General features: G+C 68.1%; 12 protein-coding genes and 2 tRNA genes. 7 read left to right on the top strand and 7 right to left on the bottom strand.

Features of this window, described 5'->3' with window-relative positions:
* Window positions 1-52: 52 nt before the first annotated feature.
* The 3 genes from BLV39_RS01280 to BLV39_RS01270 all read right to left on the bottom strand — a co-directional run bounded on the left by BLV39_RS01280 (window position 53) and on the right by BLV39_RS01270 (window position 1,020).
* Window positions 53-565 carry a hypothetical protein gene (locus tag BLV39_RS01280; RefSeq protein WP_143049599.1) on the bottom strand — a complete coding sequence of 171 codons (513 nt, stop codon included), beginning with the start codon at window positions 563-565 and terminating at the stop codon, window positions 53-55.
* 258 nt (window positions 566-823) lie between these two features.
* Window positions 824-896: transfer RNA gene (locus tag BLV39_RS01275), tRNA-Arg, on the bottom strand.
* A gap of 34 nt (window positions 897-930) precedes the next feature.
* Window positions 931-1,020: transfer RNA gene (locus BLV39_RS01270), tRNA-Ser, on the bottom strand.
* A gap of 289 nt (window positions 1,021-1,309) precedes the next feature.
* Between BLV39_RS01270 and BLV39_RS01265 the strand changes: the two genes are divergently transcribed.
* Window positions 1,310-2,491, top strand: coding sequence for a hypothetical protein (locus tag BLV39_RS01265; RefSeq protein ID WP_143049598.1), 1,182 nt, complete (start codon window positions 1,310-1,312; stop codon window positions 2,489-2,491).
* On the opposite strand, the gene BLV39_RS01260 is transcribed toward BLV39_RS01265, so the two are convergent.
* Window positions 2,478-3,251 carry a CPBP family intramembrane glutamic endopeptidase gene (locus BLV39_RS01260; protein ID WP_090786208.1) on the bottom strand — a complete coding sequence of 258 codons (774 nt, stop codon included), beginning with the start codon at window positions 3,249-3,251 and terminating at the stop codon, window positions 2,478-2,480. The two genes, BLV39_RS01265 and BLV39_RS01260, sit on opposite strands and share 14 nt — an antisense overlap.
* A 36-nt stretch (window positions 3,252-3,287) precedes the next feature.
* On the bottom strand, window positions 3,288-3,779 hold the full coding sequence (locus BLV39_RS01255; RefSeq protein ID WP_143049597.1) for a hypothetical protein: 492 nt from the start codon (window positions 3,777-3,779) through the stop codon (window positions 3,288-3,290).
* A 250-nt stretch (window positions 3,780-4,029) separates the two neighbouring features.
* Here BLV39_RS01255 and BLV39_RS01250 point away from each other — a divergent pair, with 250 nt between their 5' ends.
* Complete coding sequence (locus BLV39_RS01250) at window positions 4,030-5,145, top strand: globin domain-containing protein (protein WP_090786204.1); 1,116 nt, start codon at window positions 4,030-4,032, stop codon at window positions 5,143-5,145.
* Window positions 5,146-5,259: 114 nt separating this feature from the next.
* On the opposite strand, the gene BLV39_RS01245 is transcribed toward BLV39_RS01250, so the two are convergent.
* Window positions 5,260-6,840, bottom strand: a complete 1,581-nt coding sequence (locus tag BLV39_RS01245) for a peptide deformylase (RefSeq protein WP_090786202.1) — start codon at window positions 6,838-6,840, stop codon at window positions 5,260-5,262.
* Between the two features lie 346 nt (window positions 6,841-7,186).
* On the opposite strand from BLV39_RS01245, the gene BLV39_RS01240 reads away from it, so the two are divergent.
* The gene (locus BLV39_RS01240; RefSeq protein WP_090791010.1) at window positions 7,187-7,954 is read left to right on the top strand and encodes an IucA/IucC family C-terminal-domain containing protein; all 768 of its coding nucleotides are present in this window, start codon (window positions 7,187-7,189) and stop codon (window positions 7,952-7,954) included.
* Between the two features lie 207 nt (window positions 7,955-8,161).
* Here the strand turns inward: BLV39_RS01240 and BLV39_RS01235 are convergent, their stop codons facing one another.
* On the bottom strand, window positions 8,162-8,578 hold the full coding sequence (locus BLV39_RS01235; RefSeq protein ID WP_143049596.1) for a hypothetical protein: 417 nt from the start codon (window positions 8,576-8,578) through the stop codon (window positions 8,162-8,164).
* A 127-nt stretch (window positions 8,579-8,705) separates the two neighbouring features.
* Here BLV39_RS01235 and BLV39_RS01230 point away from each other — a divergent pair, with 127 nt between their 5' ends.
* The 4 genes from BLV39_RS01230 to BLV39_RS01215 all read left to right on the top strand — a co-directional run bounded on the left by BLV39_RS01230 (window position 8,706) and on the right by BLV39_RS01215 (window position 12,341).
* Window positions 8,706-9,608 (top strand): NBR1-Ig-like domain-containing protein, encoded by a 903-nt coding sequence (locus BLV39_RS01230; RefSeq protein WP_090786198.1) that lies wholly within the window; start codon window positions 8,706-8,708, stop codon window positions 9,606-9,608.
* Between the two features lie 137 nt (window positions 9,609-9,745).
* Window positions 9,746-10,609 carry a peptidoglycan-binding domain-containing protein gene (locus BLV39_RS01225; protein WP_090786196.1) on the top strand — a complete coding sequence of 288 codons (864 nt, stop codon included), beginning with the start codon at window positions 9,746-9,748 and terminating at the stop codon, window positions 10,607-10,609.
* Between the two features lie 34 nt (window positions 10,610-10,643).
* Window positions 10,644-11,417, top strand: coding sequence for a peptidase inhibitor family I36 protein (locus BLV39_RS01220; protein ID WP_090786194.1), 774 nt, complete (start codon window positions 10,644-10,646; stop codon window positions 11,415-11,417).
* Between the two features lie 6 nt (window positions 11,418-11,423).
* Window positions 11,424-12,341 (top strand): peptidase inhibitor family I36 protein, encoded by a 918-nt coding sequence (locus tag BLV39_RS01215; protein WP_090786192.1) that lies wholly within the window; start codon window positions 11,424-11,426, stop codon window positions 12,339-12,341.
* The last annotated feature ends 62 nt before the right edge of the window (window positions 12,342-12,403 follow it).

Genomic DNA, 12,403 nt, shown 5'->3' with positions numbered 1-12,403 from the left:
ATCGCGGGCTGACTTTTGGAAAGGCCGATCAGGCGCCCGACGTCTGCGGAGGTCAATCCTGCGGGAGGAGGGTCTCGGGAAAGACGACCCGGCAGACGGCGGATGCGTGTTCGTCTTGTTCAGATCGGCTCGCCGCCTCGTCCCACACCTGCCGAACCGCGTGGAAGAGGTCGTCCACTGCGTGAGCGGTGCGCGCCCCTCGTGAACTGCTGGCGCGCCAATCGACTTCGCGCCAACTGCCGTCGGACTTTCGGCGCTCGGAGTTTGCGAGGGGACGCAGTTCGTTCTGCAACCGGTGCTCGAGCGCGAGCCCGACGAGGTCGGGTTGAAGGACTCCTGCAAGTCGTTCCGCCTCGGCCAACCTCGGCCACGCTATAACTACCACTTTGTGCCAGATCTCCGGCGGAAAGGTGTTCGCGAGGTGGTGGCTCTCGCCGACTGGAAGGTCCCGCAGACGGCGCTCGCCCTCACGGGTCTGGCCGACGTAAAGCAGCCCCCACCGAAGCCACACGCCATATATCAGCGGACCCTCCATCGCCGGCCGGCCGTGGGATGCGACGGTCAACGCCTCTCCGAGCCGATGGGCGAACGTGTATCGGCTCCGTCGCCAAGCCTTCGCGACGTCCTTGTCCGACGTGAGCCCATGCAACGCCGTGCGCCAGGCTAGGAATGCTCCATCGTCGGAGCCCTCCACAAGTCCCAGCATTGTGTCCTCATCTCCTCGTGACTCACGAGCGCCGGGCGGGCACCAAAGGTTCCACAGCAGAAACACAAAGAAGGCGCCCGACCGCGTTTCCGCTGGTCGAACGCCTTACCGATCTTGTGCGCCCGAAGGGATTCGAACCCCTAACCTTCTGATCCGTAGTCAGATGCTCTATCCGTTGAGCTACGGGCGCAGGTGCCACGCCAGCATACACGCTGGGTTTGGCGCGGAGACTCCGGGATTCGAACCCGGGAGGGGCGGTTAACCCCAACCGCATTAGCAGTGCGGCGCCATAGACCAGACTAGGCGAAGTCTCCTCGCGGTGGCTGTAGACCACCGCCGATCGAGGATACAGGTCACCCCGTGGGCCGGGCAAAGCGACCTCCGCTGGTCGATCTCAGCAGACTTGCGGGTCTTGCAACCTGTGAACCGCCGGTCGCGGGACTACGCTGCCAAACCATGGGAACCGGTGCCAATGAGCCGGAGCAGCCGGCTGGACCGCGGCGTCCGCGGCCTGCCGAGGCCGCGTTTACCGCTCCGCCTGAGCCAGTTGATCCGCGCGCGCCGCAGCCTCGGGCTGGTGACAGGCCCAAGCAGCCTCCGCCCATGCTCTTTCAGCCGCCGGCCGAGGCTGCCGCCACCACCAAGCCAGCCGCGACCGTGCGGCCCCGTAAGAGTGCGGCTGATGGCGAGCCCGCAGCGCCCCGGGTCGACGAGTCGGCCGCGGCGGACAAGGCGGAAACAGCGCCGAGCGTGACGGACGCCACGCCGCGACCCCGTAAGAAGGCTGCGCCAGCTACGGAGCGACCCGTCAAGAAGGCGGCGAAGAAGGCCGCCCCGGTCAAGCGAACGCCTCAGGCGAATAGCGGCTCCGGTGAGGCCGGCGACCAGACGCCAGCAGCACGCACCGCCAAGCAGGTACCCGTGGCACGCCCCGCCGTCGCGGACCAGGCCGATGTGGTCAAGGACCCGCCGCCCGCCACCACCAAGGCGGCCAAGATCCCCGCACGTCGCGAGGCGACCACCGCCGATGAGGTTCCGGCCCCCGCGCCGGCGAAGGCGGCAAAGCGAGCCCCCGCCAAGAAGGCCGCGCCAGTACCCACCGCGAGCACCAACGCGCCGGTGCCGGCGCCCGCGCCCGAGCAACCAGCGGCCGTCCAGGAGACCTCAGCGATGTCGATCGAGACGCCAGCAAGGACCGAGCCAGCGGCGCCAGCAAGGACCGAGCCGGCGGCGCCAGCGAACCCAGACCGTTCGCTACGCCGGCTCCCCGAGCTCGCCGCCGTCGCGGCCGCCGAGCGTCTCGCCCCGCGCGCCGCGGAATGGGCCAGGGAGACCCGCACGATCTACCCAACCGCCAGCCCGGACGGCCTCGCCCGCCTCGCCCAGCGCCGCTTCACCCGCAAAGCCACCGCCACCGGAGCCGCGGTCAGCTTCGCCAACGGCTGGTCCGCCGCCGCCGATCTGGCCGGCACCGGATGGGTCAACGCCGAGCTCATCGCCCACATCGCGGCCGCCTACGGCAAGCGAGCCACCGCGGCCGACATCCTGGTTCTGACCGGCGTACACCAGGACCACACCTCAGCCCAAGCGGCCATCGACGGCGAGCCAGGCCACAGCGCCAGCCGAGCCCCGATCACCGCAGCCGGCAGAACAGCGACTTGGGCCGCCCTCAAGATCCTCACCCGCTGGTGGCCAGGCCTCGCCGCAGCCGGCGGCGCCGCCACCGCCAGCCTCAACTCCGAGAGGGTCGCGGCCAGGGCGATCCAGCGCTTCAGAGCCAGCTGAACCAATCCTTCGGCAACAACGAGTAGCCGACGAACGCCACCACATCCAGCAGCGTGTGCGCCACCACCAGCGGCAGCACACGGCGAGTCCGGATGAAGAACAGCGCGAACACGACCCCCATCACCGCGTTGCCGACGAACGCGCCGAAGCCCTGATACAGGTGGTAGGAGCCCCGCAGCACCGCGGACGCCAAAACCACGTACCCCAGCTTCCAGCCGAGTGTGCGCAGCCGGGTGACCAAGTACCCGACCACCACGATCTCTTCCAGCACCGCGTTCTGAGCGGCAGACAAGATCAAAACCGGCACCGCCCACCACACGGACGGCAGCGCGGCCGGCACCAGGTTGGCGTTGATCCCCAGCTCAGAAGCGATCCAGACCAGCCCGAGCCCAGGCAGCCCGATCGCGGCAGCTAGAGCGAAGCCCCAGCCAAGATCAAACCAAGGCCGCCGCGCGTCCAGGCCCAACAGGGCACGCGGCGAGGAGTCCCGCGACAGCAGATACAGCGCCAACATCACCGGGACCAGAGCGAAGAAGATCCCCAGCAGTTGGTACGTCAGATCCAGATAAGGCCGCACCGACTGCGACGGGTTCAACGTGGCGGTCTGCTGCGACAACGGCCGATCAGCGGTCAGCCGGGCCACGATCGTCACCAGCGAATACACCGCCGATTGACCGAGCGACAGACCCAGCACGATCAGGATCTCAGGACGCAGCCCAGCACGCGAAGCCACCACAGGCCGCTCGAGATCGACTGTCACGCGCTTAACTGTGCCGGATAAACCTGACCGTGCGCATCAGGGGCGCGCGACTGGCCCCTGGTCCGCGAACCAGGCCTCGTCGACCCGCACCTGCACCCAGCATTCCGGCTGCGGACCCGCCGCCGGCAACGGGGCCGGGCCGCACACCTGCAAGGGCCGGTACGGCCCCACCGACGCCTTGCCCTTCACGTGCAACCCGGTCCGCTCGGCGAGAAGATCAAGAAGCAACAGTCGCACCGGTCCGGAGATCACCGGGTGGCTGCCCGACTCCGGCCACGCGATCAAACGACGCGACGGCACGCGTAGGAACCCGACCGGGCCGATTCGCGAGGTCCGCTCACCCCACATCGGCGTGATGAAAACCATCTCCTGCCCGACGACGAAGTCGACCATGCGGTCGTCGAGGCGGAAATCGAGCTGACGGTCCACCGATCCGGGCCGTCCGACCGGCGTGCGGGATCGCCGACCGGGCGACCGCGCACGGCGAGCGAACGAACCCGATTGGGCAAAGCTGATGGTGCGCTCCATGCGGACTCCAGAACCGATTTTGACCAGCCGGAACACGCAGCGCCTTACCACACGCAGTTCAGGGTTCCACAACGGTAGATCCATAGACAGGTCCGGATCGCGTTCGTCGCACATTCTGTGCGATGGACCTCGACGGTGAGTCATCAGGCTGGTCAGACGTGCACAGCGCGACCACACACACCCTGATCAACCAGAAGTGCGGCGGGCCGGGTGGAGGCCACGGCACGTCAGACAAGCGAAAAGGGCGTCAATGGGGAACCTTTCACGGCTGCTGAAGGAAAGCTGGACCCTCGTCGAGGAACAGCAGGACAAGGTCGCCGGATACTTCTACGCACGCATTTTCCTGTCCAACCCGCACCTGCGGAACCTCTTCCCGGTGACCATGGACGTCCAGCGGGCCCGGCTGCTCGGCGCCATCGTCACAGCGGTCCAGAGCCTGGACGACCCGGACCGCTTCGAGGAATATCTGCGTCAGCTCGGCCGCGACCACCGCAAGTTCCACGTGGAACCAGACCACTACGACGTGGTCGGCGGGGCGCTGCTCGAGGCGCTGCGCACCTTCGCCGGCGAGTCGTGGAGCATCGAGTACGACCAGGCCTGGGGCGACGCGTACAACGTGATCGCGAAGAAAATGATCGCGGGCGCGGAGGCCGACACGAACCCGGCGTACTGGCACGCCGAAGTCCTCACCCACGAACGCCGCAGCCGCGACATCGCCGTGATCACCTGCCGCCCGCTGCAGTACCCGCTGGAATACCGCGCCGGCCAGTACGTCAGCGTCGAGGCACCGCGCTACCAACCGCGGCTCTGGCGCACGTACTCGATGGCCAACGCCCCCAACAAAGAGGGCACAATCGAGTTCCACGTGCGCGCGCTGGGTGCCGGCTGGGTGTCGAGCGCCCTGGTCCGCCGCGTCCAGGTCGGCGACCTGCTCCGGATCGCGGCGCCGATGGGCACGATGACCCTCGACCGCAAGTCGACCCGCGACGTCGTCTGCGTCGCCGGCGGCACCGGCCTGGCCCCGATCAAAGCGCTGATCGAGGAGCTGACCCGCTACAACCGGACCCGCTGGGTGCACGTCTTCTTCGGCGCCAAGGACCGCGACGACCTCTACGACCTGCCCGAGCTCAACAAACTGGCGGCCCGCTACCCGTGGCTGTCGGTGGTCCCGGCGTGCAGCGACGACCGCAACTTCGTCGGCGAACAGGGCAACATCGGCGAGGTCCTGGCCAGGTACGGGCCCTGGGGCGACCACGACTTCTTCGTCTCGGGCTCGTCCGCGATGGTCAAGAACACCCTGCGGACGCTGGCCGAGCTGAAAGTCCCGGCGGTCCGGATCAAGTACGACACCTTCGGAGACATCTAGAGCCAGGCTCGGGCTCGCGTGGGGCGCGACCGTCGCTCCCGCCAGACACCGCTGCGCTGCCACATCCGCACCCGGTTGCCCGCAAACCCAAAGCCAAAGCAACCCAAGCCAGCCCTAGTAACTCCAGGGCACTCCGGTTTCGCGGTACTCGGTGATCGGGACCAACCCCGCACCCGGCGGCATTCGCTCGTCGTAGAGCCGCCCCTCAAGATGGTCGATCTCGTGCGCCACCAGCCGGGCCAAGCCGTGCTCGAACGTCGTCAGCCGCCGCGCGCCGCTCCAGTCCGCGTGCTCCACCTCGATCCGCAGCGAACGCGGCACCACCCCCCGCACGTCGAAGAACGACAGGCAGCCCTCGTAGCGCTCGTCGATGCGCGGCGACGCCTCGACGATCCGCGGGTTGACCAGCACCAACGGCTCGGCCGCCGGATCCTGCGGCCGCACCACGGCGATCGACACCGAAAGCCCGATCTGCGGCGCCGCCAGACCAACGCCCTTGCTGAAGATATGCATCTCCTCGATGCGCTCAAGCGCGGCGAACAACCGGTCGACCACGTCACGACCAGCCGCGGCATCAGCCGGCAAGCGCAGCGGCACCGCCCGGTGCGCGAGCAGCGCACTGCCCCGCTGCACCACCCCGACAGATCGCATCCGCTCGCTCGGCGTCCGCGGCGCGTGCCGCTGCGCCGGCACGGTCACCGCCGGCGGCAACGTCCGCCCATTGGTCTCCAGCACCGCCGCCCGGAACCGCCACTCCAACCGATAGCGCGCGTTGAGCGTCGGCGAGTCGGTGGTCCACTCGAAGAAGCTGCGCTCGCCCTCAGTGCGCCGATGCACCGGCGTACGCAGCGGCACCTCCTCCGACGACAACGACGTCTCCACACCCCAGACCTGCGCGTCCAGCTCGACAGGAAAGTCCAGCCGCACGGTGAGCCGGCGAGTGGGCAGCCGCACGGCACGCTGGAACCAGCGACCCCACTTCTCCTGACCCACCGTGTACGCGTACTCGATGGTGACCCGCTCCCCGGGGTAAAGCGGGAACCGCCCGTTGGCGTTCTCGAAGAGCAGCCACACCTCTTTGAACGCGTCCCGGTCGTGCTTCTTGCGCCAGTCCATCGCCTCGCGGGTCGGCGGGTCGTCGCAGAACGCCTGCAGGTCGAGCTCTTCGAAGGTCAGCGGGTGGTCGCGGTGGTGCTTGTTGGACAGCGCCGGGTCCTCCGGATAGCGGTCCACGGCCACCCGCACCAGATAGCGGGTCACGGGTTCCGTGCCGGCGTTGTAAAGAGACCGGCGGATCACGCACCGGTACTCGTCGCCCACGAACGCGAGCGTCGCCACCTCTTGCTCCACGATCAGGCCCGTGCCCGGCGGCATCCACTGCTCGGGCACCGGCGGGTCGCGCAGCGGCAGCGAGACACCGCGGGCGTGGCGCAGGTCGTCGTACTCCTGGAAGCGCAGCCAGACCGCTCCGCCCGCGCTGAGGACGGCCTCGGCGCGGCGGGCGAAGTCTTCGGTCGGGCGGTGGCGGCGGCCTTCGACGTGGCTGACGTACGACGGGTCGAAGCCCATCTGGGTGGCGAGCTGTTTCTTCGTGAGGCCGCGTTCCACCCGCCAGCGCGACAGTTCGGCCGCGAACGACTCGGCGGCGCGTTCTATCGGCGAGATTGGTGAAGTCGGCGGCGGTGAGCTCGGCATCACGCATCCCTTTAGGGGCCGGGGCTCCCCTAGAGGCCCGGAAATCCAGTCTGCTGCGCAAGAACGCGACCCGGCCAGAAGTGCCGCGTTACCGACAAATGCCTTGACAACCGTCGCTTAGCGCGACCTGGTCGACACGGCGCGAAGTGCCGTCATGCACTCAGATGATTAGTGGCCCACTCCGGCGCGCGTTTCTCTGGTTAGGCTAGCCTTAGCACGCTATGTTGTTTCGGCTGGCGAACCTGAGGTACTAGGCCAGCTCAAGGGGACGTCACACGATGGGTGGGAACTCGATGGCACGGATGGCGGTGGGGTCGCGGTGACGGCGACCATCGACTTCCGCGCGATGGCCGGAGCCCCGTTCGATCCCATCAGTGCGACGTTGCGATCGATGTTCGGCACCGACGATCTTCCCGGCCTCACCCGTGGCCTGCTGGTCCACGACGCCGCCGGCTGGATGCCCGCCGCGTCGCTAGCGGATGGCACCCACCTTCCGCAGCTCCTGGACGCGGCCGCCCGCCGCTGGCGGGGATCACCCCACGCCGCCGCCGCGCTGGCCTGGAAGTCCTACAGCTACTGGCTGACCCTGCCCGCTGTCCTGGGCTGGGCTTCGGCCCGTCGCGTCCCCCTGCTGCGCGCCGACGACGTGCTTGTGCACTTCGAGGACCATCGCCCGCTGCTGACCCTGGGCTACCGCCGCACGATCGACGTCGCCGTGCTCCCCTCGGACCCGCTGGCCATCTCCGGCCTGCCGGAGGTCGTGGTCGTCCCCGACGAAGCCGCCCTGCTGTCGGCGTTCCGCACGTCACTGCTCGACGAGCACGTCAACCCGATGCTCGACGCGATCCACGGCGAGGTCCGCCTCGGTGCCCGCACGCTGATGGGCTCGGTCGCCTCCGGTGTCGCCTACGGCCTGCTCCGCGCGGCCGACTGGCTGCCGGGCTCGACCGCCGACAACATCACGACGCTGCTGACGGCGCTGGAGCTCGACGACCTCATCGACCTGGAGAACGGCCCGGGCGGCCAGATCAACGTCCAGCGCAAGACGTGCTGCCTGGCCTTCACCCTCCCGAAGCCGAAGCTCTGCTCGGGCTGCGTCATCAAGCCCTCCTGACACAGGCAAGGGCAAAGTCGAGGTCAAAGCGGCCTCGACAGTCGGACCCGACGACTTCCGCGGCCTTCGTCGGCTCGCCGACCGGCTGGGGGACGACTTCTCGCCGGCGTGGTCCTCTACACCGGCACGTCCACCCTGCCGTTCGGCGACAACCGGTCAGTGCGCTGTGGCAGGTCGCGGCACCCGCTTAGCTTCATTTCAGCCGGGTCAGCACCGCACTTCGGTTTCCTTCTGCGCCACGTCCGAGATGCCGCCCAGGGCCCGCGTACACACTGACAGGGTGTTCGCACCCAGAGACCAGACGTCCGGGCCGCTCGAGCACTGCAGGTCGCGCAGCGTGTTCCCGGTGACGATCGAGGTGCAGACCTGGTACGCGCCGTGGCTCGCCCGGTACTGCTGCCACACGTAGGTGTACGCGTAGTTCTTGCCGCATCCCTTGTACTGCTTGACCGACGCGGCGGTCTGCCCGCCGACGGTGACGTACGCCGTCGCGCCGATCTGCACCGAGCCCGCGCAGCGCGGGTTGACCTCGGCCTGCGCGGGTCCGGCGAACGCCAGCACCGCCGGCACAGCCAACGCGACGGAGGCGAGCATGCGCACGCCCCTTCGGGAAAGACTCTTCATCGCTGATCTCCTTCAATGCAACGGTGGCCTTGTCGCCGTCCACCACATTGATCGCTGCCGAAGCGCGTTCGGTACCCTCTTACACGCCCTGACAACGCCTGACGACGACGTCTGACATGGGGGACGGATGAGGGACGAGCGTGCTTCCGCGGAGTCGACTCAGGACCGGATCGCCGCCGAAGCGTTCGCTGAACAGTTGCGGGCACTGCGCTTCGCCGCGGGCGATCCGTCATTCCGGAAGATGGCCGGGCGGTCGGGCCGGATCTCCCACACGACACTGCACGAGGCCGCCGCCGGGACCAGATTTCCCTCGTGGGAGACCACGCGCGAGTTCGTCCGTGCGTGCGAGGCGGACGAGGATCAGTGGCGTTCCCGATGGGAAGACGCCCAGCGCCGCGAGCCCGCGGTCACCCCGGCCACTGTGGACGCGCTGACCACCGGCCTCGCTGTCGTCGAGACCTCAACGGAGGAGCTCGAGCCAGAAGACCAGCACCCGCAGGTGCGGGAAGCGCGACGACACCGGTGGTGGTGGCTCGCCGCCGCCACCGCGGTCGCAGTGGCCGCCGTCGTTGGCGTCACCTTCCACCCCTGGTCGTCTCCGCGCGGCTCCAGCGCCGCGGTGGCGCCGCCGTCCTCGCCGTCACCGTCCTCGACACCCTTCTCCGACTCGTTGATTCCCGGCGACTCCAGCAAGTTCGTCGGCGATGTCACGATCCCCGATGGCACGAAGGTGAAGGCCAACTCCCAGTTCATGAAGGTGTGGGCCCTCGCCAACGTAGGAAAGGTCGACTGGCACAACCGCTTCCTGGCGCGGATCAACCCCACCGCTGACGCCGACGGTTGTCAGACCCCGGATCGGGTGCAGATCGGCGACACCCCGCCCGGCGACCAGGTGATGATCAGCGTTCCGGTCACCGCGCCGAGCCGCCCAGGGAAGTGCTGGGTCAGTTGGAAGATGGTCGATGCCAACGGGCAGGAATACTTTCCCACCCGCCGACCCGTGTACTTCATGGTCACCGTCACCGCCTGACAAGCTGACAACAGCGCATCCATCCAGGTCAGTGCGGGCCTGGCGAATCTGACAGCTCGGCGGTCTACCGAACACCTGACCCCTCCTCGCAAGGTGATGTCCGTTCCACACGCGACTCACCACGAGGAGGATCGACCATGCGTCGTCCCTGGTTTGCCGTCGGGCTCGCGGCGCTCTGTGCGGCCGTCGCCGTACCGGCTCATGCCTGGGCGCTGACATCGGACGCCACAGCGCAGCGAACCAGCACCACGGCCGCGCGGCCGGTCGTCGACATGGAGGCCACCGTCCTGGCCGCCCAGATCGACCCCCGCCGGGCCGACAACACATTGACGCCGGGCGCGAAGAGCTCCGTGCTCGCCGTCGAACAGGCGCTCCAAGCTAAGAACCTGCTGGACGCGCAATGGGTCGACGGCTATTTCGGAACCCTGACGGTCTCGGCGTACGCGGCCTACCAGCGCTCGCTCGGCTACACCGGCCTGGCCGCCAACGGGCTGCCCGGCACGACGTCGCTGACGAAGCTCGGGCTGAACCGCTACACCGTCACCAACACGATCGGCCCAGGCACGAAGGTCACGCGTGACGGGTTCGTCGTGAACGCCCGCACGCAGGCGATGTTGGCCGAGACCCAGCGCCTGCTCGATTACACCCTGGTGCTCGAGCAGGGCTCCTACAACCCCGGAGGAGACCCGACCTCGGCCGGTACGCACGACGGCGGCGGCGTGGTGGACATCGCGGTCACCGGCATGACCGCGGCGAAACGTACCGCCGTCGCCCGCGCATTGCGCCAGGTCGGCTTCGCCGCCTGGGTCCGTGACCCGAGTCAGGGCGACTGGCCGTGGCACATCCACGCCGCGGCGATCAACGACACCGACCTGTCCAGCCAGGCACAGAACCAGGTCGGCGACTACTACCTCGGCATGAACGGCCTGGCCAACCACGGCCCGGACGACGGCCCCCGGATTCCGATCAAGACCTGGGAGCAGTACCAGCGCGCGCAGTGAACCCAACCACCCCTCACTGTCCTGAAAGGACATCATGAACATCCGCAAGAGCCTCGCCGTCGTCGGCACGGCGCTCGCCATCACCACCTCGATTTTGGCCGTCGCCTCGCCCGCGTCGGCGGCGTCCCGCGACGGAGCGTGTGACACCGGCGAGTTCTGCTACTACTACAACAGCAACTACGCCGGCTCGGTCTCCGACTTCACCACGTCGGTCGACGACTACGGCACGACCCAGCCGTCCTGCTACGAGTTCAAGGGATCGGGCGCCGGACAGGGCCTGTGCATCAAGAACAACGCCGCATCGGTGTGGAACCGCACCAGCAAGACCGTGGTGGTCTACTTCAACAGCAACTACGCCGGTGCGACCCAGTCGATCGCGGCCGGGGCGAAGGCCAACCTCAACGCGACGCTGAAGAACAACAACGCCTCGCACGCCATCGGCGGCACCACCAACCCGGCCGACCCGCGCGCGACCGAGGCCGTCGCGTTCGCGAAGGCGCGGCTCGGGCACACCGACTGGAACAACGAGTGCGAGCTGTTCGTCGAGCGGGCGTTCGGCACCAGTGGCCGGTTCGCCACGGCCCGCGCGCACTACATCTGGCAGCGCGACAGCGGCCGCATTCACACCGGCACCGTCCCGCCGGCGGGCACAGCGGTGTTCTTCACCTCGACCACCTCGGCCGGGCACGTGATGCTCTCCATCGGCGGCAACAGCGCAATCAGCACCGGGCCGACCGTCTACCAGACCAGCACGTTCCGCGACCGGTCCGACTACCTGGGTTGGGCGTACGTCCCGGGCGGCTGGTGACCCGCCATGAGAAGAGTTCCGGGCCTTTTGGCCGTGCTGGTAGCGGCCATCGTCGGCATCGTGGTCGCGCCGAGCGCGGCATCCGCCGCCAGCCGCGACGGAGTCTGTGACAGCGGCGAGTTCTGCTACTACTACAACAGCAACCAGGCCGGTTCGGTCTCCGACTTCACCGACTCCCAGGACGACTACGGCACCACCCAGCCGACCTGTTATGACTTCAAGGGAGCGGGCGCCGGACAGGGCCTGTGCGTGAAGAACAACGCCGCGTCGGTGTGGAACCGCACCAGCAAAACCGTGCGGGTCTACTTCAACAGCAACTACGCCGGGGCGACACAGGACTTCGCGGCCGGGGCGAAGGGCAACCTGAACTCCACGCTGAAGAACAACAACGCCTCGCACCAGTTGCTGAGCGGGCCGACCGGCTGCAGCACCGACGGCACCAACACGAAGTTGCCGACCACGATCCTGGTCTACCGGGTCAGTCTCGGGCGCGTGGACCGGGTGGACTTCAAGACGTACGTCAAGAACGTCCTTCCGAACGAGTGGATCTCCAGTTGGCCGCACGCCTCGCTGGAGTCCGGTGCCGTAGCCGTCAAGAGCTACGCCTGGTACTGGGCGCTGCACTCGACCCGCAAGACGTCGGGCGGAGCGTGCTACGACGTCCGTGACGACACCGGCGACCAGGTCTACCGGCCGTCGTCGGCGCTGGCATCGACGTCCGCTGCGGTGGACGCCACCTGGTCTACCCGGATGACCCGCAGCGGCAACATCCTGCTGGCGCACTACTGCGCGACCACCACCGCGTGCGGTGCCTGGGTGGACGGGGACTGGATGTCCCAGTACGGCTCGCGCGACCTGGCGAACGCGGGCAACAGCTACCAGACGATCCTGCGCCACTACTACCGAGACGCCGTGGTCTCCTGATCGGGTTTCGCTTCACTGCCAGGTACGCCCCACCCAAGTACCTCTGGGTGGGGCGTACCTGG

The organism is Asanoa ishikariensis, from assembly GCF_900107455.1.
In the GTDB taxonomy this organism is placed as follows: domain Bacteria; phylum Actinomycetota; class Actinomycetes; order Mycobacteriales; family Micromonosporaceae; genus Asanoa; species Asanoa ishikariensis.
This window is presented reverse-complemented; position numbering and strand designations above follow the sequence as displayed.

Coding starts and splice junctions, on each gene's coding strand:
- BLV39_RS01265 (WP_143049598.1), top strand. CDS start 1,310: ATGCTCTTTCAGCCGCCGGCCGAGGCTGCCGCCACCACCAAGCCAGCC.
- BLV39_RS01255 (WP_143049597.1), bottom strand. CDS start 3,779: ATGGAGCGCACCATCAGCTTTGCCCAATCGGGTTCGTTCGCTCGCCGT.
- BLV39_RS01250 (WP_090786204.1), top strand. CDS start 4,030: ATGGGGAACCTTTCACGGCTGCTGAAGGAAAGCTGGACCCTCGTCGAG.
- BLV39_RS01245 (WP_090786202.1), bottom strand. CDS start 6,840: ATGCCGAGCTCACCGCCGCCGACTTCACCAATCTCGCCGATAGAACGC.
- BLV39_RS01240 (WP_090791010.1), top strand. CDS start 7,187: ATGGCCGGAGCCCCGTTCGATCCCATCAGTGCGACGTTGCGATCGATG.
- BLV39_RS01235 (WP_143049596.1), bottom strand. CDS start 8,578: ATGAAGAGTCTTTCCCGAAGGGGCGTGCGCATGCTCGCCTCCGTCGCG.
- BLV39_RS01230 (WP_090786198.1), top strand. CDS start 8,706: ATGAGGGACGAGCGTGCTTCCGCGGAGTCGACTCAGGACCGGATCGCC.
- BLV39_RS01225 (WP_090786196.1), top strand. CDS start 9,746: ATGCGTCGTCCCTGGTTTGCCGTCGGGCTCGCGGCGCTCTGTGCGGCC.
- BLV39_RS01220 (WP_090786194.1), top strand. CDS start 10,644: ATGAACATCCGCAAGAGCCTCGCCGTCGTCGGCACGGCGCTCGCCATC.
- BLV39_RS01215 (WP_090786192.1), top strand. CDS start 11,424: ATGAGAAGAGTTCCGGGCCTTTTGGCCGTGCTGGTAGCGGCCATCGTC.